Source organism: Phycisphaeraceae bacterium (genome assembly GCA_019636655.1).
Lineage (GTDB): Bacteria > Planctomycetota > Phycisphaerae > Phycisphaerales > UBA1924 > JAHBXB01.
In genome coordinates this window covers 76,264-100,702 of the sequence record JAHBXB010000003.1, presented here as the reverse complement: position 1 = coordinate 100,702, position 24,439 = coordinate 76,264, and the positions used below count along the sequence as shown (strand labels likewise).

16 protein-coding genes are annotated in these 24,439 nt (G+C 68.9%); 7 read left to right on the top strand and 9 right to left on the bottom strand.

The genetic code is table 11. The features are described from left to right. The first annotated feature begins 246 nt into the window (after nucleotides 1-246). Together hutH and hutU are read left to right on the top strand one after the other, a co-directional pair. Entirely contained in the window at nucleotides 247-1,836 is a 1,590-nt protein-coding gene (hutH, locus tag KF745_10305; GenBank protein ID MBX3358811.1) for a histidine ammonia-lyase, read from the top strand. Nucleotides 1,837-1,961: 125 nt separating this feature from the next. After that, complete coding sequence (hutU, locus tag KF745_10300) at nucleotides 1,962-3,653, top strand: urocanate hydratase (protein ID MBX3358810.1); 1,692 nt, start codon at nucleotides 1,962-1,964, stop codon at nucleotides 3,651-3,653. A 15-nt stretch (nucleotides 3,654-3,668) separates the two neighbouring features. On the opposite strand, the gene KF745_10295 is transcribed toward hutU, so the two are convergent. Beyond that, complete coding sequence (locus KF745_10295) at nucleotides 3,669-4,025, bottom strand: VOC family protein (protein MBX3358809.1); 357 nt, start codon at nucleotides 4,023-4,025, stop codon at nucleotides 3,669-3,671. A 107-nt stretch (nucleotides 4,026-4,132) separates the two neighbouring features. After that, nucleotides 4,133-4,711 carry an HDIG domain-containing protein gene (locus KF745_10290; protein MBX3358808.1) on the bottom strand — a complete coding sequence of 193 codons (579 nt, stop codon included), beginning with the start codon at nucleotides 4,709-4,711 and terminating at the stop codon, nucleotides 4,133-4,135. Between the two features lie 88 nt (nucleotides 4,712-4,799). On the opposite strand from KF745_10290, the gene KF745_10285 reads away from it, so the two are divergent. Then, nucleotides 4,800-6,578: a sodium:proton antiporter gene (locus KF745_10285; GenBank protein ID MBX3358807.1), complete on the top strand. Its 1,779-nt coding sequence runs from the start codon at nucleotides 4,800-4,802 to the stop codon at nucleotides 6,576-6,578. Here KF745_10285 and KF745_10280 read toward each other — a convergent pair. The 5 genes from KF745_10280 to KF745_10260 all read right to left on the bottom strand — a co-directional run bounded on the left by KF745_10280 (nucleotide 6,575) and on the right by KF745_10260 (nucleotide 14,178). Further along, entirely contained in the window at nucleotides 6,575-9,712 is a 3,138-nt protein-coding gene (locus KF745_10280; GenBank protein MBX3358806.1) for an efflux RND transporter permease subunit, read from the bottom strand. The genes KF745_10285 and KF745_10280 overlap by 4 nt on opposite strands. A 13-nt stretch (nucleotides 9,713-9,725) precedes the next feature. After that, nucleotides 9,726-10,982: an efflux RND transporter periplasmic adaptor subunit gene (locus tag KF745_10275; protein MBX3358805.1), complete on the bottom strand. Its 1,257-nt coding sequence runs from the start codon at nucleotides 10,980-10,982 to the stop codon at nucleotides 9,726-9,728. Nucleotides 10,983-11,043: 61 nt separating this feature from the next. After that, a complete protein-coding gene (locus KF745_10270) occupies nucleotides 11,044-11,751 on the bottom strand; it encodes a TetR family transcriptional regulator (protein MBX3358804.1) in 708 nt (235 codons plus the stop codon). Nucleotides 11,752-11,849: 98 nt separating this feature from the next. Continuing rightward, the gene (locus tag KF745_10265; GenBank protein ID MBX3358803.1) at nucleotides 11,850-12,437 is read right to left on the bottom strand and encodes a GNAT family N-acetyltransferase; all 588 of its coding nucleotides are present in this window, start codon (nucleotides 12,435-12,437) and stop codon (nucleotides 11,850-11,852) included. A 19-nt stretch (nucleotides 12,438-12,456) separates the two neighbouring features. After that, nucleotides 12,457-14,178, bottom strand: coding sequence for a citryl-CoA lyase (locus tag KF745_10260; protein ID MBX3358802.1), 1,722 nt, complete (start codon nucleotides 14,176-14,178; stop codon nucleotides 12,457-12,459). A 1,658-nt stretch (nucleotides 14,179-15,836) separates the two neighbouring features. Between KF745_10260 and KF745_10255 the strand changes: the two genes are divergently transcribed. The 4 genes from KF745_10255 to KF745_10240 all read left to right on the top strand — a co-directional run bounded on the left by KF745_10255 (nucleotide 15,837) and on the right by KF745_10240 (nucleotide 21,084). Next, nucleotides 15,837-16,505, top strand: a complete 669-nt coding sequence (locus KF745_10255; GenBank protein MBX3358801.1) for a hypothetical protein — start codon at nucleotides 15,837-15,839, stop codon at nucleotides 16,503-16,505. Between the two features lie 78 nt (nucleotides 16,506-16,583). Next, nucleotides 16,584-17,594: a PAC2 family protein gene (locus tag KF745_10250; GenBank protein ID MBX3358800.1), complete on the top strand. Its 1,011-nt coding sequence runs from the start codon at nucleotides 16,584-16,586 to the stop codon at nucleotides 17,592-17,594. A 58-nt stretch (nucleotides 17,595-17,652) separates the two neighbouring features. After that, a complete protein-coding gene (locus KF745_10245) occupies nucleotides 17,653-18,912 on the top strand; it encodes an MFS transporter (GenBank protein MBX3358799.1) in 1,260 nt (419 codons plus the stop codon). Nucleotides 18,913-18,924: 12 nt separating this feature from the next. Further along, nucleotides 18,925-21,084, top strand: a complete 2,160-nt coding sequence (locus KF745_10240; GenBank protein ID MBX3358798.1) for a M28 family peptidase — start codon at nucleotides 18,925-18,927, stop codon at nucleotides 21,082-21,084. Nucleotides 21,085-21,152: 68 nt separating this feature from the next. On the opposite strand, the gene KF745_10235 is transcribed toward KF745_10240, so the two are convergent. After that, nucleotides 21,153-22,682: an LEPR-XLL domain-containing protein gene (locus tag KF745_10235; GenBank protein ID MBX3358797.1), complete on the bottom strand. Its 1,530-nt coding sequence runs from the start codon at nucleotides 22,680-22,682 to the stop codon at nucleotides 21,153-21,155. 193 nt (nucleotides 22,683-22,875) lie between these two features. Further along, the gene (locus tag KF745_10230; GenBank protein MBX3358796.1) at nucleotides 22,876-24,429 is read right to left on the bottom strand and encodes an acetate--CoA ligase family protein; all 1,554 of its coding nucleotides are present in this window, start codon (nucleotides 24,427-24,429) and stop codon (nucleotides 22,876-22,878) included. Nucleotides 24,430-24,439 lie beyond the last annotated feature (10 nt).

Below are 24,439 nucleotides of genomic sequence, written 5' to 3'. Positions count from 1 at the left end.
TGCGGCCGACCGGCCCAACCACCGCCGACGCAGTCCCCGGAACACCCGCCACCCTTGCGCCGACTCCCGACAATCCGTTTGTTCCACGTGGCCTCCCGCGCCTGGGCGTGTCCGTGTTCCAATGCGCCGCCGGGCGGCCTGCGGATGCTCATACTCTAAGTCGGCCCGCCGCCGAAGTGGATTCACCCCAGCCGAGATGCGAACACAGTTGCCTCGCCCGGGCAACCCTGCGACACTCCCTACCCAATGCCCCCCCAACGCCGAACAACCAGATCCCCACGTCCCGCGCGCCGCCCCACTTCAAGGGCCCGCGGGGTCACGCTCGACGGCTCCCCGCTCACCCCCGACCTGGTCGATTCGGTCGCCCGCGCCGGCTCACCCGTGCGCCTCGGCGACTCCGCTAGGTCCGCCCTCGCCCAGTCGCGAGCCGCCCTCGAAGCGTGCATCTCCGACGGCGAGCCGCACTACGGCCTCAACACCGGCTTCGGCTCCTTCTCTCGCCAGCGCATCCCCGACAAGGATCTCAGCGACCTCCAGCGCAACCTCGTCCGCTCCCACGCCGCCGGCGTCGGAACCCCCCTGCCAACAGCCACCGTCCGCGGCATGATGCTCCTCCTCGCCGCGTCACTCTCGCGCGGCCTCTCCGGCGTCCGCCCGGTCGTGGTCGAGCGGCTGCTCGCCATGCTCAATGCGCCCCCCACCGGCGTCACGCCCGTGGTCCCCGAGATCGGCTCCGTAGGTGCCTCCGGCGACCTCGCCCCACTCGCCCACATCGCGCTCGTGCTCCTGGGCGAGGGCGAGGCCGAGTTCCGCGGCAAGGTCATGCCCGGCGCCAAGGCCCTCAAGGCCGCCCACATCCCCCCGCTCTCGCTCCAGGCCAAGGAGGGCCTCGCCCTCATCAACGGCACGCACCTCATGGCCGCCCGCGGCGCCCTGCTGATGATCGGCGTCGACCGCCTTTTCTCCGCCGCCCTCACCGCCGCGGCGATGTCCATCGACGCCTGCCGCGCCACCGATGCCTTCCTCGATGAACGCGTCCACGACGCCCGCTGCCAGCCCGGCCAGGCCGCCGTCGCCGCCCGCCTGCGCGATCGCCTCCGCGCCAGCCAGATCATCCCCTCCCACCGCGTCAACGACCCGCGCGTCCAGGATCCCTACTCCCTCCGCTGCATCCCCCAGGTCCTCGGCGCGGCGTGGGACGCGGCGCAGTACGTCCGCTTCCACATCGATGCGGAACTCGGCGCCGTCACCGACAACCCGCTCGTCTTCCGCCGCCCCCCGCGCCGCGAGGCCGACATCGTCTCCGCCGGCAACTTCCACGGCATGCCCATCGCCCTGCCGCTCGACGTCCTCTCGATCGCGCTCGGCCACGTTGCGGGCATCGCCGAGCGCCGCATCTACCACATGCTCGGCGCCTTCGACCCCGACGCCGGCCTCCCCGCCTACCTCAGCCCGAAGCCAGGCCTGCACTCGGGCCTGATGATCGCCCAGTACACCGCCGCTGCCTGCTGCAACGAGATGGTCGGCCTCGCCAACCCCGCGAGCGTCGCCAACATCTCCACCAGCGCCGGCATGGAAGACTACAACTCCTTCGGCCCCCGCGCCGCGGCCAAGGCCGAGCGCTCCCTCGAACTCGCCCGCCACGTCGTCGCCATCGAACTGCTCTGCGCCGCCGAGGCCATCGAGCACCACCGCCCCCTCCGCTCCGGCGCCGCCGTCGAACGCGCCCATGCGATGATCCGCACCCGTGTCCCGCCGCTGAAGCGCGACCGCCCCCCCGCTCCCGACATCGCCGAGATCGCGGCCATGATCGAGCGCGGCGACTTCGCGGACTAATCGTTCCGTTTGCTCAACATCGCCATCATCCACTGCGTCATTGCGGAGGCCCCCTTGTGTCAGCACCGCATCAGGGGTACGGTTGAGGGGGGCAGACCGCACACATTCCCGCGGAGATCCACCCCATGACCACGATCGCCCGCTCATCCACCCCGAAGTCCCCAGGCTCCGGCCGCACCATCACCGCGCCCCGCGGCGGCACGCGCACATGCAAGACCTGGCAGGCCGAGGCCGCCATGCGCATGCTCATGAACAACCTCGACCCCGCTGTCGCGGAAAACCCCGAGGCGCTCGTCGTCTACGGCGGCCGCGGCCAGGCTGCCCGCTCCTGGCCCGCCTTCGATGCGATCGTCGAGTCGCTCAAGAACCTCGAGCCCGACGAGACGCTGCTGGTGCAGTCCGGCAAGCCCGTCGGCATCCTCAAGACCCACACCGACGCCCCCCGCGTCCTCATCGCCAACTCCAACCTCGTCCCCCACTGGGCGACGCAGGCCAAGTTCGACGAACTCGCCGCCAAGGGCCTGATCATGTACGGCCAGATGACGGCCGGATCATGGATCTACATCGGCACCCAGGGAATCCTGCAAGGCACCTTCGAGACGTTCGCCGAGTGCGCCCGCCAGCACTTCGGCGGCTCCCTCAAGAACCGGCTGTGCGTCACCGCCGGCTGCGGCGGCATGGGCGGGGCCCAGCCCCTCTCGGTCACGATGAACGACGGCGTCTGCCTCATCGCCGATGTGAACCCCAAGAGCCTCTACCGCCGTCAGAACGACCGCTACCTCGACGAGATCGTCCCGGGCGTCGACTCCGCCATCGATGCCGCCGTCGACTACGCCCGCCGCGGCGTCGCCCGCAGCGTCGGCGTCGACTGCAACGCCGTGGAACTCCTCGAACGCCTCATCGAGCGGAACATCACCCCCGACGCCCTCACCGACCAGACCAGCGCCCACGACGCCATGTCCTACGTCCCGATGCAGATGACCATCGACGAGGCCGACGTCCTCCGCATGGTCTCGCCGGAGGACTACCAGCGCTTCTCCCTCGACTCGATGGCCCGCCACGTCCGCGCCATGGTCGAACTCAAGCGCCGGGGCGCCCACACGTTCGACTACGGCAACAACATCCGTCAGCAGGCCTTCGACCACGGCTTCAAGGACGCCTTCGAGTTCCCCGGCTTCGTTCCCGCCTACATCCGCCCCCAGTTCTGCGTCGGCCGCGGCCCCTTCCGCTGGGTCGCCCTCTCGGGCGATCCCAAGGACATCCGCACCACCGACGACGAACTCAGGAAACTCTTCCCCAACGACGCCAACCTCCACCGCTGGCTCACCATGGCCCAGGACCGCGTCGCCTTCCAGGGCCTCCCAGCCCGCATCTGCTGGCTCGGCTACGGCGAACGCCACCTCGCCGGCCTGCTCTTCAATCAACTCGTCGCCGACGGCCGCGTCTCCGCCCCGATCGTCATCGGACGCGACCACCTCGACTGCGGCTCGGTCGCCTCTCCCAACCGCGAGACCGAGGCCATGCGCGACGGCACCGACGCCATCAGCGACTGGGCCATCCTCAACGCCCTCGTCAATGTCGCGAGCGGCGCTTCCTGGGTCTCGTTCCACCACGGCGGAGGCGTCGGCATCGGCTTCAGCCAGCACGCCGGACAGGTCATCGTCGCCGACGGCACCCCCGAGGCCGCCCGCCGACTCGAGCGCGTCCTCACCAACGACCCCGCGATGGGCGTCCTCCGCCACGCCGACGCCGGCTACGAACTCGCCCAACAGTGCGCCGACGAGCGAGCCGTCTCGATCCCTATGAAGAACTGGTAGGCCCGCCGCCTTCGTCTACGACCGCGGCTGCGGATGCCTCGGCTGGTACAGCCCCATCTCACCGCCGCCCGGGATGCGGAGCGTCGTTAGAAGCCCCCACCCCTGGTCGGAAACCGGCCGTGTGAACTCGACGCCCTTGTCCTTGAGCGCCGCCACCGTCGCGTGGACGTCGTCGCACATCAGGTACAGTTCGTGCCGCCCCCGCGACGACCCATCCTCGTCGGGGTGCACACCCAGTTCCGCCGGCGGCAGCGAGAAGATCAGCCACCCCCCGCCTGCATCGATACACGACAGGCCCAGGGTGTCTCGAAAAAACGCGCGAGCCTTCTCCGCATCCGCCGCATAGATGATCGAGTGCACACCGGTGACCATGCGGACCTCCTGTTCTCAGCCGTCTGGCGTCTCCAGCAACTGCTGAAATCTCGGGAGCGGCACAGACACACCCGATAGTACGCGACCGGCCGCCGGCCCCACCCGCACTACTTCCCCGCCTGCTTCCCCAGCACCTTCGCGATATCAAAGTCCACGAAATCCGCGTGGTGGAAGATCCAGCTCTCGATCGTCCGCTCCACCTTGTCCCCTTCGTGGCTGTGCGTCGCCACGATGTGCATCACCTCCGCCGGGATCCCGTGCTTGTAGCACAGCGCCACCCCGCTGAACGGGTGCCGCAGCATCTCGCCGTAGTGCCCCTTGACCACCAGCCCCGATCCGTCCTTGTCGAACTCCAGCATCTTCCCCACGTCCGCCAGCAGGCTCCCCGCGATCAGCACATCCAGGTTCACCGGCACGCGGCTGCCGAACACCTCCTTCAGCACCCCCGCGATCGCGATGCACTGCTTGCAGCACGAGTTCAGGTGCTCCACGAACCTCAGGTCGATCTTCCCCGCCAGCAGCGTGAACGGGATCGCCCGGATCTCCTCGAACGTCCACCCCTTCCCGCCGCACCCCGAGGTCAGCGCCTCATTCCAGACCGCCGCCACCCCGTCGCGCAGCCGGGCGTCCTTGATGTCCGCAAGATTCGGGAACAGTGTCGCGATGTCCGATGTGGTGTGCGCCATGCCCTGAGCATACCGGCGCTCCGCAGCTGCGTCAGGACGGCCCTCCCCGTCATCAGCCCAAGCCACCGGCCGGATACACTGGCCCGCCATGTCGACCGCGACACAATCTCTGGCGATGGCATTCGGGATCGGGGCCCTGATCTCCACGGTCTCCTCGCGCCTGCGCATCCCCTCCGTCCTCCCGCTCCTCATCGCCGGTGTCGCCGTCGGCCGCTCCGGCCTCGGGCTCGTCGACACCGCCAGCATCGGCGACACGTTCCGGGCCCTTGTCGCCCTTTCAATCGGCCTGCTCGTCTTCGAAGGAGGCCTCCACCTCGATCGCCGCGAACTCGGCCGCGCCCCCCGCGCCGTCCTCGGCCTGCTCACGATCGGCGCCCTGATCACCTGGCTCGGCGTCGCCGCGCTGGCCGTCTACATCCTCGGCATGGACTGGCCGATCGGCCTGGTCCTCGGCTCGATCGTCATCGTCACCGGCCCCACCGTTATCCAGCCCATCCTCCGCCAGGTACGCCTCAGCCCCAATCTCCACGCCGCCCTCAGCGCCGAGGCGATCCTCATCGATCCGATCGGCGTCATCGTCTCAGTCTCCACCCTTGAACTGGTCCTGGCCTACTACGAGGGCGCGTTCGAGGGCGCCTGGCCCAACGTCGTCCGCGGCCTGGCCATGCCCGTCGGCGGCGGGTTCCTCGTCGGCGCCGTGGTCGGAATCCTCGGCGCCGGCCTGCTCAGGATCATCGGCCGCCACGGCCCGTCGCTCAACGTCGCCGCCACCGGCCTGTGCATGCTCGCCATCGGCGCCGGCGAGATGGTCGCCGCCGAGGGCGGCCTGGTAGCCGCCACCATCGCGGCCGTCATCCTCGCCAACACCCACGTCGTCGCCACCTCCGATGTGCGCCAGTTCAAGGAGCAGGTCGCCACCCTGCTCGTCGGCATGCTCTTTGTCCTCCTGGCCGCCCAGATGGACATCACCCGCCTCCCGCAACTCAACTACAAGCACGTCCTGTTCATCGGCGGCATCCTCCTGCTCGTACGCCCGGTCGGAGTCGCCGTCGCCTCCCTCGGCACGCAGCTCGAACTGCGTGAGCGTGCCTTCGCCGGCCTCTTCGCCCCGCGCGGCATCGTCGCCGCCTCCGTCGCAGCCCTCGCCGTCGTGCGGCTCAGCGCCGGTCTTGAGTCCATCGGAACCAAGGAAAGCGCCGTCTGGCTCGCACAGGCCCAGAGCCTCGACATCGTCGTCTTCGCGATCATCATCGTCAGCGTGGTCTGGGCCACCGTCGCCGCCTGGCCCCTCGGCAAGGCGCTCGGCGTCCTCGCCGGCCCGCCTCGCGGCGTCATGATCGTCGGCGCCCACGGCCTGGGCCGGGAAGCCGCCCGGGCCCTCGTCGCCGCCAAGGTCCCCGTGCTCCTGATCGACGCCAACGCCCGCCGGTGCGAGGTCGCCAAGCGCGACGGCCTCACCGTTGCCATCGCGGACGCCACCGACGGCGAACAACTCGGCGACATGGTCCGGATGCACGAGATCGGCTGGGTCTTCGCCTGGACCGGCAACGACGACGTCGACCGGGTCGTCGGCCGCTGGGCCGCCAAGACCCTCGGCAAGGACCGCGTCCTCGTCGGCCTCCCCGAGGCCCCCCGCGCCAAGGGCGAGAACGGCAACGGCGGTGCCCAGCAGGGAGTCCGTCACTTCGAGCGCATGCTCCACGATGGCATTGTGCACGTCTCCATCGCGGAACCAGCCGCGGGTGTGGTCCCCCTGCTCTCGGTCGATGACGGCGCCCCCCGCTCCACCGACCGCGCCAAGGCCAAGCCCGATGAATCGTGGCTGGTCCTTTCCAGGGTCCCCGGACAGGACGATCGCGCGTCCTAGATCCCCACCCCCGCCGGCATTCCCCGCGCCGAGGGCCCGTGCACGTGCTCCCGCGCCGGGTGGTGCGAGACGCCCCCCGCCTCCGCCGACTCCGCATGCGGATGCGGCGTCCGTTTCCCGGCGATCAGGACATAGATCGACGGCACAAACAGCAGCGTGAACACCGTCGAGATGATCATCCCCGTCACCAGCATGATGCCGATGCTGTTGCGCGACAGAGCGCCCGCCCCGGTCACCAGCACCAGCGGGAAGTGCCCGACCACCGTCGCCACGCTCGTCATCAGGATCGGCCTCAGGCGCGTCACCGCCGCCTCCCGCGCCGCCGCGGCCTTGTCGTGCCCCTGCTCCTGCAACTGGTTGGCGAACTCGACAATCAGAATCCCGTTCTTCGCCACCAGCCCGACCAGCGTGATCAGCCCCACCTGCGAGTAGATGTTGATCGTCGTCCACCCCAGGAAGGTGAAGATCAGCGCCCCCGTGATCGCCAGCGGCACCGACCCCAGCAGCACGATCAGCGGATCCCGGAAACTGCCGAACTGCGCCGCCAGCACGAGGTAGATCAGCCCCAGCGCAAACCCGAGCGTCACCGCCAGCGACGACCCCTCGGTCCTGAGCTGCCTCGATTCGCCGGCGTAGTCGATCGCGTACCCCGGCGGCAGAATCTTCCTCGCCTCATCCTCCAGCGCCGACAGCGCCTCCCCCTTGGTAACCCCCGGGCCCACGACCCCGTAGATCTTCACGCTGTTGCGCTGCTGGAACCGGTTCAGCGTGCGCGGCGCCGCCGTCGTCTCGAGCCGCACGAACGAGGACAGGCTCACCAGCCCGCCACCGACGCCCGTTCGGATCTTCATCTGCAGCACATCCTCCGGCGCCCCCCGGCTCGCATCAACCACCTGCGGGATCACCTTGTAACTCCGCCCGTCGTAGTTGAAGCGGTTGACATACCCGCCCGACAGCATCACCGCCAGGTCCCGGCCAACCGTCGACAGGTCCAGCCCCATGTCCGCGACCTTGTCGCGATCGATGATGATCCGCGTCTGCGGGAGGTCAATCTTCAGGTCCGTGTCCGCGTACAGGAACTTCTTCGTCCCGAAGGCCGCCCCGACCAGTTGACCGGCGATCCCCGCCATCTGCTCCGGCGGCTCGCTGCTCGTCAGGATCATCTCGACGTCGAACTGCCCCGCCCCCGGCAGCGGCGGCGGCAGCACGGGGATCGCCCGCACCCCAGCGATCGTCGATACCCGCCCGTACGCCTCCGGCAGGATCTCCGCCGTGGTCCGGTCCCGCTCGTCCCACGGCTTGGCCTGCATCCCGCCGAACCCCGACGACGGCGACATCAGCACCCGCCACACGAAGTTCGCTTCCGGCAGGCTCGCCAGCGAGTTGGCCACCTGCGACACCGCCTTGCGCGAGGCGTCCAGCGTCGAGTCCGGCGACGCCTGAAGCACAAAGAACAGCCCCCCCTCGTCCTCCGTCGGCGCCAGTTCCTTCCCCGAGAACATGTACAGCGGCGCCGCCCCAAGCGCGATCAGTACCGCCCCCACCGCCATCGTCCACCGGAGCGTCAGCGTGACATTGAGCGCCCGCGCGTACGCGCCCCGCACGCGGTCGAACAGCCGGTTCACCACCCGCGTGAACCGCGTCTCCCGACCGTGCGCCGGCACCAGCGCCGAGCTCATCACCGGCGACAGCGTGATCGCGACGATCCCCGACACCACCACCGCCGCCGCCAGCGTGAACGCGAACTCCTTGAACAGCACCCCGGTCAGCCCCCCCTGGAACCCGATCGGCGCGTACACCGCCGCCAGCGTGATCGTCATCGCGACCACCGGCGCAAACAGCTCCCGCGCCCCCTTGAGCGCCGCGTTGACCCGCGTGTCCCCCTCCCGCACGTGCCGCTCCACGTTCTCCACCATCACGATCGCGTCGTCCACCACCAGCCCCACGCACAGCACCACAGCCAGGATCGTCAGCAGGTTCAGCGAGAACCCGAACACGACCATGAAGATGCACGCCCCGCAGATCGAGATCGGGATCGCCACCAGCGGCACCAGCACCGTCCGGATCGACCCCATGAACAGGAACACCACCAGCGCCACGATCCCGATCGTCTCCGCCAGCGTCTTCCCGATCTCCTTCAGCGCGTTGCGCATGTAGTACGTGCCGTCGTACGCCAGCTTCATGTCGACGCCCGCCGGCAGCGACGGCCGCAGCCGCTCCATCTCCGCCCTCAGCCGCGTCGCCACCTCGATCTCGTTCGCCCGCGGCAGCGGCCAGATCGACAGGTAGATCGCCGGGCTGTCGTTGAACCCCGCCTCCGCCGTCGGCTCCTCGCTCCCCAGTTCCACCCTCGCCACGTCACGCAGCCGGACGATCGACCCCTCCCGCTGCCGGATGACCAGCCGCTCGAACTCCGCCGGCGTCCGCAGGTCCGTGTTCGTCAGCAGGTCGATCTGCACGTCCTTGCTCTTGGTGTGACCCACCGCGGCGAGGTAGTTGTTCTTCCTCAGCGCCTCGAACACCTCCGTCGGCGTCACGTCCAGGCCCGTCATCAGACCTTCGTCGAGCCAGATCCGCATCGCGATGTTCCGCGGACCCTCGACCCCGCACCGCTGCACCCCCTCGATCGTCCCCAGTTCCGGCTGCACCTCGCGCGAGAGGTACTCCGTCAGCCTCGTCAGGTCGAGCGTCGTGCTCGTGAAACTGATGTAGAACGTCGCGAACGGCCGGTCCGCCCGCTGGATCTCGATGACCGGCGATTCCGCCTCCGCCGGCAACTCGCTCCTCACCTGGTTCAGCCTCGCGCCGATCTCCGCGAGCGCATCGTTGCTGTCGTGGTTCAGCTTCAGCCGGACCGTGATGCTGCTCACCCCCGCCGTGCTCGAACTCTCGATGTAGTCCACCCCGTCGATCGCCGACACCGCCCGCTCGATCGGCGTCGTGATGAACCCGCGCACCGTGTCCGCGCTCGCCCCGATGTACACCGTGTTGATCACGATCGACGTCGACTCGATCCGCGGATACTGCCGGATCGGCAACGCCGTGATGCACCGCAGCCCCACCGCCACGATGATCAGGTTGACCACCACGGCGAGCACCGGCCGCTTGATGAACAGGTCCGTTATCGATTTCATCGCTGGCGTCCTCTCACGGCTGCGCGGATTCCTTCGACGCCACCGGCGCCCCGCCCGCCGCCGCTGTCCCCGGCTCGACCCTGCTCACCAATGCCCCTTCGTGCAGCTTGAACGACCCCGTCGCCGCCACCGGGTCCCCCACCGACAGCCCCTCCAGCACGATCACGTCATCGCCCACCATCGGCCCCAGCCTGACAAACCGCTGCGACGCCCTGAGCTGCTCCCCGGGCCCCCCGCCCGGCGCAGCCCCCTCCGGCGCCGGAACCGCTTTGACCACGAACACCTGGTCGCCGTACGACGTCCTCCGCACCGCCGTCGTCGGCACCGCCACGTACGCCCGGGTCTCCTCCACCGGCACGCGGATCTTGATGAACATCCCCGGCCGCAGACGCTCATCCTCGTTGTGCACCACCGCTCGGACCCGCACGTTCCGCGTGTCGTTGTTCACCGTCGCGTCCACCGCGACCACCTCGATCCGCACCGGCTCCGGCCCCAGCACATCGCTGGTCGCCATCACCGCCAGCCCCGGGTGCACCCGCGCCAGGTACTCCTGCGGGACCGCGAAATCCAGGTAGATCGTGTCGGACATCGACTCCAGCAGCACGATGCTCGACCCCTCCGCCAAATACTGCCCCTCGTGCACCAGCCGCAGCCCGGCTCGCCCCTTGAACGGCGCCTTGATCACCATCTTGTCCAGCCGCGTCTGCACCTGCGCCACCCGTGCCTTGGCCTGGTCGATCTCCGCCACCAGCCGGTCTCGGTCCGCCTCCGCCCGCTGCAGCTCCGACTTCGACCGGTCGTAGTCCATCTCCGACGCTGCCCGCGCCTTCACCGCCCCCTCCATCCTCTCCAGTTCCGACTTGGCCAGGCTCAACCTCGCATCCGCCACCGACACGCTCGCCTCCGCCACCCTCACGTTCGCCTTCGCCGCGGCAAGGTCCGCCTGGTCCGCCGAATCATCAAGCACCAGCAGCACCTGCCCCGCCTCCACCACCGACCCCGACTCAAACCGCACTTCCTTGATGCTCCCGGCCAGTTCGTTGCTCACCCGCACCGACCGCAGCGAGATCACCGTCCCGATCAACTCCGCCGTCGGCCGCCACTGCACCTCTTTCGCCTCCACCACCTGCACCGCCTGCGCAGGCTCGAACGCGTGCGACTCCGCGGCCGCCTTCTTGAACTCCCGGTACTTGACCAGCGCCAGCCCGCCGCCCACCAGCCCGATTCCCGCAAACACGGCCACGCCCGCCAACAGTGATGATCGCTTCATGTTCTGACCGCTTCCCTGGATCGCCCGTGCACAGCCTCAACCCCAAGACGCTCGACTCCCGTTACCTCACCCCACGCCGACCCGCAACGCCTCTGTCACGCTTCCCGCCGCCCCGCTCGCCCGGTGCCCGTGCCCCGCGCTTCCGCGCCGCCGCCCTCAGCCGCCGTCCGCTCTTCGATCGCGCCGGCAGCCTCGATTGTTCCACCAGCCGCCCCAGCGCCGCCCGCACCCCCGCCAACTTCTGCGGCGTCAGTTCCGTCAACCCGAAGAGCCAGTCGTACCACAGCCCGTCCACGGCCAGCTGCACCGCCTCCCCAACCCCGGGCAGCAGCCCATCCGCCTCGATCCGCACCGACAACTCCCGGTGAAGCCGCCGCAGCGGTTCCACCCGTCGCGGATCGTGCGCCAGCGCCGCCACCAGCACGAAGCTCCGCCGACGCATCGTCTCCGTCCACCGCTCCGCGCACGACAGGCAGTTCTCCAGGAACGCCCGCGGCACGCGCCCCGGCCCCGCCGGCTGACGATCGATCGCCGCCTCGCACTCCCCGCGCCACGCACCCACCAGCCGCTGCACGAGCCCGTCGATCAGCGCATCCTTCGTCGGGAAGTGGTGCAGCAACCCGCCCTTGCTCAGCCTCGCCTGCTTCGCCACCGCGTCCAGCGTCAGCCGGCCGATCCCTTCCCGGATCACCACCACCTCGGCCGCGTCCAGCATCGCATCGCGATTCGCGCCCGCCGTCTCGGTCGCCTTCTTCCGACGCTGCTTCATACCCGATCGTACCGACCAACCGGTCGGTCGGCTACAGACCGTCCGGCCGGTCGGTATCACCTTGTTCCTGCGAGGTAACCCCCGCACCACCCGCGCACTCAGCACACCCGCCCGGCGTCCCACTCCTCCCGCATCAGCCCCGTCACCACCAGATCCTCCACCCGCCCGAAGCGAACCACATGCCCCCGCCGGCACCCCTCCTCCACAAACCCCAGTTTCGCCAGCACCCGCCCCGACGCCGCGTTCCTCTTGTAATACCCCGCGTGGATCCGCCTCAACCCCAGCACCTCAAACCCGAACCGCACGGCCGCCCCCGACATCTCCGTCGCCACGCCACGGTTCCACCGCTCCGGCGCCACCCAATACCCCAGCTCCGCCATCCCGTGCGCATCCTCCACCCGCAGCCCCACCGTCCCCGCCAGCCCCTTCTCCCCACGCCACTCCGCCGCGAACGCGTACGTCCGGTCCGCCGTCCCCTCGTTCCCCCCCGCCGTCCTCGCCCGCAGGAACGTCTCCGCATGCTCCCGCGTGTACGGATGCGGAATTGTCGACGTCGTCTCCGCGATCACCTTCATCGCGCAGATCCGCGCCACCTCATCCACATCGTCCATCGACCACCGGCGCAGCACCAGCCGCGCCGTTTCAATCGTCGGCACCTCCGCCGGACTCGGGATCGCCGTCGTCATCGCACCACACCCCGTTCCATCACCGCGCCCCCGCCACCGGCCCGTCGTACGCATGGTTCACCGGGTCGATCCGCCTCATCGGCCGCTCCCGCGACTGCTCCTCCGCCACGTGCGCCACCAGCCCCGGCGCCCGCGCGATGATGAAGATCCCGTTGTACACCCTGGGGTCCAGCCCAAGGTCCGCCAGGATCGCCCCGATCGCCCCATCCACGTTGATCGGCAGCGGCCGCCCGATCGCCGCGAATGCCCGCTCCACGGCCCGCGCCGCCCCGATGTGGCTCGTCCCCGTCTCCCCAAGCCCCGCCTCCGCCGCCAACTCGAACAGCCGCGCCGTCCGCGGGTCCTTCGTGTGCACCCGGTGCCCGAACCCCGAGATCCGCTCCCCGCTCGCCTTGATCCTCGCCACCTCCCCCGCCGCCACCTCGTCCAGCGTCCGCCCGCTCGCCCCCGCCTCCTCGATCACCCGCGTCAAAAACCTCGCCCCGTCCTCGATCGCCCCGCCGTGGTGCCGGTTGATCGAACTCACGCCCGCGGCCACCGCCTGGCTCAGGCTCGCCCCCGTGCTCGCCACCGTCCGCGCCGCCAGGCACGACGGCGGCGTCGCCCCGTGATCGATGCTCGACACCAGGATCGCATCCATCAGCCGCCCCACCCGCTCATCCGGCAGCCGCCCCGTCAGGATCAGGTACACCGCCGCCCCGAACGACACCTTCCCCATCAGCCCCGCGATGTCGTGCCCCCGCACCGCCACCGTGTTCGGCTCGATCTTCGTGATCGCCGTCGTCCACACCGCCTTCCGCTCCGCATCGCTCATCAGGCTCCGGCTCCCCCGCGCCCGCAGCATCTCCGCCACCGCCGCCGGCAGCTCGCCGAACGCATCCACCACCGTCGCCCCAGCCGCGCGCAACGCCTCCACCTTCCCCGCGTGCCCGCCCCGGCCCCCCTCGATGATCGCCCCCGCGTGGCTGAACCGTGTCCCGCTCGTCGCCGCCTTCCCGCCGATGTACGCGGCGACCGGCTTCGTCACCCGCCCCTCCTTGATCAGCCCCGCCAACTCCTCCTCCTGCCCCCCGCCGATCTCGCCGAACACCACGATCGCGTCCGTCGCCGGATCCTCCTCGAACATCAGCGCCACATCCGGAATCCGCAGCCCCAGCACCGCATCGCCCCCGATGTGCACGATCGACGAGATCCTCACCCCCGCCTGCCCCAGGTAATACGCCGTGCTCGACGACATCCCCCCCGACCTCGACACGATCCCCACACCCGTCCCGCCCGCCAGCGGCGGCTTGAACCACTCCCGCGCCGATTCCGCCCGCCCGCCGATCATCCCCACCACCGCCTGCCCCGGGCTGGCCACCCCAAGCGTGTTCGGCCCCACGAACGACGACCCCTTCTCCTCCGCCGCCGCCGCGATCTCCATCGCGTCCCACACCGGCACCCGATCCGCCACCAGCACCACCATCCCCACCCCCGCGTGGATCGCATCCAGCGCCGCCGCCTTGATCCCCGCGGCGGGCACGAACAGCACCGACACATCCACCCGCCCCAGCGCCTTCACCGCCTCCGCGCACGAATCGAACACCGGCACCCCCAGCACCTCCGTTCCCCCCTTCCCCGGCGTCACCCCCCCCACCACCGCCGTCCCGTAGTCCAGCATCAACCGCGTCCGCGCCTGCCCCTCGCGCCCCGTGATCCCCTGCACGATCACCCGCTTCGTCTTGTCAATCAGGATCGCCATGCCCCAACATTAGCCTTCCCAGTCTGCCTTCTCGTCGCCCGAAGGGCGCACGGACGTTGCCAGAGGCTCGCGAGCGAAGCGAGCAGCCTCTGGTCGTCGCACACAAGAGAAGACCTTCCGTCCGCAGCGGCTCGATGCCGTTGCGGACGGTCACCCAGCACCGCATCCCAACCGCTCATCGCCCGCCACACGGCGCCCAAATCGTCAGCGATGTCCACGGCCACTCTCATGAAGCTCCTCTGATCAGAACACACTCGAGTCCATCAATACGACTCTACCAGCACGCCCCCACCCACCGCGACAGCGCCGCCTGGTCCAAGAGAAGCTCCGACAGCGGCACCGTGAACTCGCCAACCCAGCACCGTTCGCGACGCCAGTCCCCGAGAGCAACACTCTGGTCACCACGTACTCGCACGGTCCATCGACTCATGTCCGACGAGTCTCCTGCTCGCCACGTTGCTACCGATGGCGGTATCACGCACCAATCTGTCTGCTTGCCGACATCCTGCGGCCTCAGCGCCCATGCCGCGACAGGAGTGTCATCACGCATGAGCTCAACTCTCAACCCAATCGCGATGTCGTCGGCCAGTGGGCCCCGATGGCGACAGACACAGCCGGTGAGCATCCAGACCTTGTCTCCGCGATGATCCTCATAGTGCACGAAGCCGCACCGGAGCGCACGCCGCACAGAAGCATCAATCACCAGATTCGCTACCCCAGCCATGGCCTCATCAAGCGTGTCAACCTGCTGCACCGGCTGTTCGACATGCCCCTTCCACCCGGGAGCCGACACAGCGAGCCGCACAGACCTGGCATCCGGCGGCAACCGGCGAGTCTCCACCGGCAGCGCAGAGTTCACCCCTACATCACAACCCACCTCGCCCCGGCACAACTCCGCCGGCAGCCCTACCTGCATGACACACGGGGCAGCAAGGAGCCAGTTGGGCACGTACACGGAGACTTCCCAGGGAACCCCACGCGGCCACCGCTCTCTCGACCGGATGAGTCCGAGCTCCCGAATCAGCAGCTTCCATTGCCAGCCCCACAACTCGGACCTCGCCGCGCGGCGAGCGAGCTCTGCGGCCTCTGCGGTCGGTCTTGAAACGGCGCCGCTACCGAAGACCTCCGGCGGCTCGTTCCGTCCGACCCAGACGATCAACGCCGTTGTCGGAATCGCGCCTCGCCATCCGGACTGCCTGACTCGCGGCACAGTACTGATCGGATAGGCCGTCGCAAGCAGCACCACGGCTGCCCCGGCGCTCCTCCACTTTCGCCGCGTTCGCAGCATCGCTCTGTCATTGGCCGCGGGCGTACCGCACTCTGGGCACACCACGGGACCCGCGCCGCTCAACTCGTACCAGCACCTTCGACAACGCTTCCTGCCCCATGCCCGATCCCAGAACAGCGCCCAGGCGATCAACCCCAATGCCGACAGCGCCACAAGAGTCCCGAGCATGTCAAAAGCCGCTTGCAACTCGGAGTCTCCCGGCGTGCCCCGCAATATACCGCCGCTCGTCCTCCGCACGTGTTCGGCCCGAGCGTCCGCCCCAACCGCGATTCCTTGCTGTAACCTCCTCAATTCAGGCTACTTACAGAGAATCTCGAAATCCTATCAAATCCCTATTGACATACCGTCAAAATCCCGTATTCTCTCCCCCATGCTCCCACTCCCCGACTTCAACCCACCCCCCGAACTCGCCTCCCGAATCCTCGATTCGGTCACCGATCCCACCATCACCCTCCGCGATGTCGCCGAACTCCACGACACCACCGTCGAGGCCCTCGTCGTCTGGTTTGCCCGCCCGGAGATCGCCGAACGCCTCGACCAGATCGAGTCCGCCATCGCCCGCCGCACCCGCATCGTCGCCTCCAACTTCCTCCCCTCTGTCACTACCACCCTCGGCCGCTCCATAGACGAGCACAACTCCGATGAGGCCCATTTCCCCGTCCGTCCCACCGACCAGCGCGGCATGGAACTCCGCCGCCGATCGCGAGAAACCGCCCGCCGCGCGGCGGGCCTCCTCGTCCGCCTCGCCAACTTCACCCCCGGCCCGCGCCCACGCACCCACGCCGGCGACCCCTCCGCCTCTCTCCACACCGATCCTCGCGCCGCGGTCGACGGCGCCGCAACGCCACGCGCTCTCCCCGCACAACACAGCGCCGACTCGTCCGCACACTCCAGCGGCGCCGAGCCGGCGCAAGCCCACGGCCCCTCTCCCGATATCCGTCTCCCCCAACTCCCGATCCCCCTCCACGCCGCTTTCGATTCGCCGCTGCACAACAACGGCCATCATCATCCCCAATCCTCGCATCGCAACTCCGGCTAGCCGCGTGCGCTCCCACGCCGGCCCCGGCGCGTAGACTCCCACTGCAAAGGCCCGCCAACGCAAGGGAGTTCCGACGCCATGGCCGAGCCCCAATCCACCTCCAAGCGCTCCTCCGACCCCGACGGCAAGCCCGCCTGGCTCGTCGCCGCATGGCCCGGAATGGGCAACGTCGCGATCCTCGCGGCGGGCTACCTCATGCAGAAACTCAGCCTCAAGCCCGTCGATGAACTCACCGTCCCCTCCTACTTCGATGTCCAGGCCGTCGAGGTCACCGAGGGCAACATCGCCACCCCCCGCCTCCCCCGCTCCTACTTCTTCCGCCCCACCGAGCCCCTCGAGTCCGGCGTCGATCTCACCGTCTTCATCGGCGAGGCCCAGCCCGCGACCGGCTCCTTCGCCTTCGCCCACGCCCTCCTCGAACGCGCCGCCCGCTGGAAACCCACGCGCATCGTCACCTTCGCCTCCATGGCCTCCCAGATGCACCCCTCCCAGAGGCCCCGCGTCATCGGCGCCGCCACCGACGCCCAGATGCTCGACGAACTCCGCCGCATCGAGGTCGACCCCATGGCCGAGGGCCAGATCGGCGGCATGAACGGCGTCCTCCTCGGCGCCGCCTCCGAACGCACGATCCCCGGCCTCTGCCTCCTCGGCGAGATCCCCTACTTCGCCGCCGGTGTCGCCAACCCCCGTGCCGCCCACGCCGTGCTCGCAGCCTTCGGCCTCCTCTCCGGGGTCGAGGTCGAACTCGCCGAACTCGAATCCCACGCCGAAAAGGTCGACGCCGCCCTCATCGACATGCTCGAACGCATGGAGCGCGCCGCCCAGGAACGCGGCGACGAGGAAGAGGAAGACTTCAACGGCGCCCCCGACCCGGGCCTCATCGAGCCCACCACAGCCCCCGCTGGCGAACCGGCCAAACCCGCCGAGGAACCGATCGACCCCGCCGTCACCGCCAAGATCGAGCGACTCTTCAAGCAGGCCGCCAAGGACCGCGCCAAGGCCGTCCAACTCAAGAAGGAACTCGACAAGCACAACCTCTTCAAGCGGTTCGAGAACCGCTTCCTCGATCTCTTCCGCCGCGCCGAATAGCCCCCGCGTACCGCCCTTCCGGTAGACTCCGCCCCAATCCCGGCAGGAGCGGCACCCCGTGAGCGACGGCAAGATCTCCGGAACACAATGGAAAGCCCTCACCGCCGCCTGGCTCGGCTGGTGCTTCGACGGCCTCGACGGTTTTCTCTACGTCCTTGTCGCCCTCCCCTTCGTCACCGAGCTCCTCCACAAGACTGCTGTCGACAGCGACGTCCAGCGGAAGGCCGCGATCATCCAGGCCTTCTTCCTCGTCGGCTGGGCCGTCGGCGGCGCCGTCTTCGGCCGAATCGGCGACCGCCTCGGCCGGGCCCGCACCCTCACCCTGACCGTCCTGACCTACGCCATCTTCACCGGCCTCGCCTTCTTCGCCACCGAGTGGTGGCACCTCCTGATCTTCCGCTTCATCGCCGCGTTGGGCATCGGCGGCGAGTGGGCCGCCGGCTCCGCCCTCGTCGCCGAAACGCTCCACCCCCGCCACCGCGCCTGGGCCAGCGCCACGCTCCAATCCGGCTACATGGTCGGCTGCATCGCCGCGGCCGTCACCATCAGAGCCCTCTCCGGCTTTCCGGAGCGTTACGTGTTTCTCGTCGGGGTACTGCCCGCGATCCTCACGATCTGGATCCGCTGGGCCGTTCCCGAGCCCGAAGAGTGGCGCCGCCAGTCTCGCGCCGCGCCCCCGCCACCTGTCTCCGCGATCTTCTCCCGGCAGTGGCGCCGCACCACCATCCTCACCCTTCTCCTCACTTCGATCTCGCTGACCACCGTCTGGGCTTTTCTGTTCTTCTCTAGCCAGATCCTCCGTTCCATGCCCGAGGTGAGCACCTGGACGGACCCGCAGGTCAAATCACTGGTTTTCCGCGTCACGATCACCTACCTCCTGGTCAACATCGCCGCCAACTACTTCGCCACCTACCTCGCGAGGTTCGCCGGCTACCGCTTCGCGTTCGCCTTCATGCTCACCGGCGGCCTCGCGGTCTTTACCTGGGGCTATTGGAACCCTCCAACGCTCGACAACGTCAACCTCATCTTCAGCCTCACCGCGTTCTTCGCGCTGGGGCTTTTCGGCCTCTTCCCGCTCTACATCCCGCCGTTGTTCCCGACGATGCTCCGCACCATGGGGGCCGGGGTCTGCTACAACACCGGCCGGCTCGTCTCCGCCGTCGGCACCATGTTCGGCGGCGCCATCGCCGCCGAATACGGCCCATCTGCCGCGATCTGGTGGACCGGCATGCTGTTCATCCCGGGCATCCTCGTTGCCCTCCTGATCAGCGAGGGCCCGCACTCGCGCAACGCCAAGGACCCCGTCGTCACTGTCTAGGAACCGCCGCCGATGCACCTCCTCCTCGCCATCCCCCTGCTCCTCGCCCTCCCGGCCGGCGACGGCTCGCCGACGGACGCCATCCGCGCCCGGATCGAGGCCCTCAACGCCATCCCAACCCGCGACTCACTCCTCTCGTTCCACGAGATGCTCTGCTCCGAGCCGCACATCGCCGGCACCGACGGCGACCATCGCAACGCCGACCGCATCGCCGAGGCGTTCCGCGCCATGGGCCTCGAGGTCGAGAAGCAGGAAATCTGGGTCTACCTCTGCCGGCCCCTCGCCGCGTCCCTCGATATCGTCTCGCCGCAGGCCGTCTCCCTCGGTCTCAAGGAGGACTCGCTCACCGAGGACAAGTTCTCCCAGAACCCGGAACTCCTCCCGGGCTGGAACGCCTATTCCGGCAGCGGCGAGGTGACCGCCGGCGTTGTGTACGCCAACTACGGCACCAAGGCCGACTTCGAAAAACTCAAGTCCCTCGGCGTCGACTGCGCCGGCAAGATCGTGCTCGCTCGCTACGGCGGCAACTACCGCGGCTACAAGGCACGGTTCGCCCAGGACGCCGGCGCAGCAGGGCTGGTCATCTTCACCGACCCCGCCGATGCGGGCTACTGCAAGGGCATCATGTACCCGGAGGGCGGCTACGCGAACGACACCTGCATCCAGCGCGGCTCGCTCAACACGCTCCCCTACGAGGGCGACCCGCTCACACCGTTCATCCCCGCCACAAAGGACGCCCCGCGCCTGAGCGAGGACTCCCTCGACCTTCCCACGATCCCCGTCCAGCCGATCGGCTTCGGCGCGGCCAAGGAGATCCTCTCCCGGATGACCGGCCCCGCGGTGCCCGCCGGCTGGCAGGGCGGCCTGCCGCTTGCCTACCGCCTCACCGGCGGTGACTCGCTCACCGTTCACCTCAAGATCCAGCAGGAGCGCTTCCTCGCTAAGACCTACAACATCACCGCCATGCTCCGCGGCAGCGACTTCCCCGACCAACTCGTGCTCGCCGGCGCACACCACGATGCGTGGGGGTACGGCGCTACCGACCCGAGCTGCGGAACCATCACCGTCCTCGAATCCGCGCGCTGCTTTACGCAGGCGATCGCCGGCGGCCAGCCGCGACCGCTCCGCTCGATCGTCTTCTGCTGCTGGGGCGCCGAGGAGTTCGGCTTGATCGGATCGGTCGAGTGGGTCGAGGCCCACCGCGAGTCGCTCGCCGCGAACGCCGTCGCCTACCTCAACCTCGACATGGCGTCGACAGGCCTGGAGTTCGACGCGGCAGCCTCCCCGCCGCTGCGGCGCGTCATCGCCGAGGCGGCGAAGTCCGTGCCGCAGCCCGGCGGGAGCGCCGGGCAGACGGTGTACGACGCCTGGATCGCCCGCGCCCGCGACGAGGCCGACCCGGCCCTGCCAAGGACGGGCGACATCGGCGGCGGCTCGGACCACGTCGGCTTCAACTGCCACCTCGGCGTCCCTGTCGCCGGCATGAGCGCCTCGGGCTCCAAGGGGAACTCGTACCACTCCAACTACGACAACCTGATCTGGTATTGGAAAGTCGTCGGCGACGACTACGCCTCGGCGACGCTCGTCACCCGGATGACCAACGCCACCTTGGCGCTCCTCGCCTACTCGCCCGTGATCCCCTACGACCGCGAGCGCGCCGGCACAGACACCATCCGGTACCTCGGCGAGATCTCCAGAATCGGCATCGCCTCCGGCTTCCTCTCGCCGCAAGATCCCCCAAGCCCGCGCGGAATCGCCGCCGAACTCGCGCCGCTCGAGGCCGCGGCGGAGCGATACCGCGCGTCGAGCCGTCGCCTCGATCCCCAGGCACTCGGCACCGATCCGGCGCTGGCCAACGCCGAGTTGATCGGCGCCGAGAGGGAGTGGCTCACGGAAGCGGGCCTGCCCGGCCGGCCCTGGTTCAGGAGCCTGCTGGCAGGAACGGACGAGGATTCGGGGTACGCATCGTGGATGCTCCCATCGCTGCGATACGCCGTCGAGCACCGCGACCGGTCGGCGCTGGACCGGGCGATCGCCGAACTGGCCGCGGTGTTCGATCGACTGGAAGCGAGATTGACGGCGGGGGCGCCATCGGGCACCCCCACCGACGCAATCCCTCCACCACGAGCTGCTCCAAGCGATCATCAGACGCTCCCCCGCGGGGAGCGGTGAAGACCGCGCTGCGACTCCACAAACGCCGCTCCCCGTTCGTTGACCTACGACTCCTGTGTTCGGCCGTCTCAGGACACCGGTGCTGGGGGCTCCGGGAGCTGGAGGACACTGGAGAGCGGGACCACGGTGCCGCGGGGAATGCCTGCCGTGGTGAAGCCGCCGGCGAGCACGCGGTCCATGTGGTCGAGCGTGGCGATGATGGGGTCGTCGGCGGTCACGCGGATGCCGAAGAAGTACCGGGAGTTGGTGTGCCGCAGGAAGCCCTCGAACACGTCGAGGTTGACGTCGACGATCGACGCGGGGCCGACGGTTCGGGTGGTCGAGAAGGCTGTGCCGTCGCGGAAGAGGAACTCGATCTTGACCTCGGTCTCGCCCGCGGCGGGATTGAACAGGTACAGGTTCTCGCTGATCGTGCGGCCGGCGCGGTCGCGGGTCATGAAGCCCTCGCCGAAGCCCCACTGGGTGGCGGCGACGACGATGGCCGGGATGGCCGCGGCGCGGCGGGGGCCGGAGATCATCGCCGCGACCGTCACGAGGTGGTCGGACTCGTACGCGACGCCGACGCCGGCATCGAGGGTGAAATCGAGGTTGTCGAAGATGTAGGAGACACGGGAGCCGGCCGGAACGATGACGGAGCGCGTGGCGTTCTCGATATCGCCGGTGCCATCGTGGGAGAGGAACGTGAACGTGACGTTGGCGGGAACGGTGCCGGTGTTGAGAACGTTGAAGCTGGTGGTCGTCTCGTAGGGTCGGCGGGCGTGGCCGTTTCCGTGACCGCGGCCGGGGTTGTCCTCGTCGAAGCCGTCGGGATCGTTCCCGTGGCCGCGGTCGTTGTCCTGGAAGTCGACGGCGGGGATGAGGCCGGCGAGCCCGCCGCCATTGGCGGCGCCGAGGACACCGAAGCCTCGGCGCATGGAGATGTCGTAGTGGGTCAGGGCAGCGACGATCGGCTGGTCGCTGGTGATGGTGACGGCGTAGATGCCTTCGGGGATCGAGCGGGTGGCATCGATGTTGAGGCCGCCGCGGCGGAGCGCACCGAGGACATCGTGGAGGACGATGTTCTCGCCGGATTCCGGGATGAAGGTCAGGGTGATGTGGGCTCGCTCATCGGAGGTGTTGTAGTAGACGAGGAAGTCGCGGACGGTGTCGTGGTCTTTCTGGACGTCGGTGAAGGTCCAGTATGTGGAGGGCTCATCGGCGAAGGACTGGCCGATGGTGGCGCCGAAGTCGTAATGCGAGATGGTGGCGTCGACCTGATCGGAGGACTTGAGGATGAGGGCATACGCCTCGTCTTTCCGGACAAGCCGATCCTGTGGCCGGTCCGCGGTGTTGATGGTCACTCCGCTGCGGGTGTTCGGAGGAATGAGGCCCTCGGCGAGGACCTGGTCGCGGTCGCCGGTCTCGTATCGGGCGATGAGCTGGAACGAGACGGCGTGATTGTTTGGGTTGGTGATGGGGACGAACTCTGAGATCTGGTCGTGCGCATAGCCCTCTGGGTAGTAGAGGGTAAAGGGCATCGCGTCGCCGGCGAGGAGCTGGCGGGGCTCGAGGGCTTCGAACAACTGGTCCAATCGGTCGGGGCACGTTCTCGTGGACATGCGGACCTCTCCTTGTTCGCACCGGGGAGAATACCCCGGCGGGCCGTCTGAAGGTGACGGTACCACATTCTGAAGCAGCGACAAGCGGTCCTTGTTCCACGTCGCGGGAATGACCGCAGAATTGGCGAGATGCGGTGTTCGCCGGGCTGGGTGCGTGACCCGGGTTCGGATACCGAACACCTGTCGTCGAGTCTCAGGACTGCATGGGCTGTTCGAGGCCCGGCAGGTCGAGGTCGACGAAGACCGCGTCGATGCCGTCGCGGCGGCACTCGACCTCGCAGGCGATGAGTTCGCTGTCCTTGGTGAGCAGTTCTTCGGCGGTGACGGCGAGGGCGGGCGTTCCGCCGGTGTCCTTGAGCAGGCCGCTTGCGCGGGCCACAATCTTCGGCGCGTGCTGCTTCCAGGCGGCGGGGTCGATCCAGACCCGGCCGGCGCGGAGAACGAAGTTCGGCGATGAGGGGGAGCCGACGAAGGCGGGCCGTCGCGGGGCGCGGGGTTTCCAGGCGGTGCCCGCGGCTTCGCGCACGAGGGTGGCGAAGCTCGCGGCGATCTGGGCTGGCGGGTCGGTCTTGCGGTAGCCTTCGACGCGGGCGGGGAGGCCCTTGCAGGCGGCGTGAAGAATGTCGACCGCACGGTCCTCGGCATTGCCGCCGAGGCGGATCACGACGGGGATGTCGATGGAGAGTTCCCAGAAGGCCTTGGCCAGCCCGTAGGCGGACCAGTATTGCTCCTGGTTCGCGACGCCGGAGCCGGAGCCGAAGTAGCCCACAAGCCCCGGTTGCGACAGGATGATCCGTGCGGCGCGGTAGACCTTGGCCGGGGAGGGGTTGCCGGAGGTGTCGCAGAAGTTGGCGACGGTGAAGCCCTCGTTGGCGATCGCGTCCATGGACATCATGGAGCCGCCGCCGCCGGCGCCGTGGAAGCCGATCAGGCCCTTCGACGAGGCGGGCGCGGCGGTGTTCATTTGGGCGAAGAAGAAGGTGCCGCGGTGATCGGCCTGTTCGATGGCGTAGGCGGCCTTCTCCAGGGGGGTGGGCGGGTGGTCGAGTTCGCGGGCGATCTCGATGCCGAGATCGGGGTGGCGGTAGACGGCGTAGTCATCGATGGTCATGCGGCAGTCGGCCGCGACGACGCGGGCGCCGCGCGCATCGGCGACGGTGACCAGCGGGTTGATCTCGACGGAGCGGGCCTCGTTCTTCTTCGCGACGAGGAAGACCTTGCTGACGGCGTCGACGACCTGTTCGTGCAGATCCTTGGCGATGGCGGATGAGGCGAGGAGGCGGCGGAGGGGCGTGGTGTCGAGGCCGCGGTTGACGTCGCAATCGAGGCGGAGGACAGCGGAGTCGCCGCCGGAGTGGGCGCGCTCTTCGATGCCGGAGCCGCCGGAGAGGGAGACGAGCATTCCGGGGGCTCGCTTGCGATCGTCGATGAAGAGAGAAACGAAGAGTTCGTCCTTGATGGCGAGGGCCTCTTCGACGAGGACCTCGCGGACGGGGAAGTTGCCCAGGGTCATGGCGAGCATGCGCCGGGCGTGGTCGGAGGCCTCCTCGGGGGTCTGGGCAAAGGCGACGCCGCTGAGGGCCTTGCGGTTGGTGGTCCAGGCCTGGATCTTGATGACGACGCGGCCGCCGAGTTCGCGGGCGAGTTTCGCGGCGTCTTCGGGGGAGCGGGCCGGCCCGCCGCGGGGAACGGCGATGCCTTCCCGGGCGAGGAGTGACTTGCCCTGGTACTCGTGGAGCCTGGCCATGCGGGGCGGA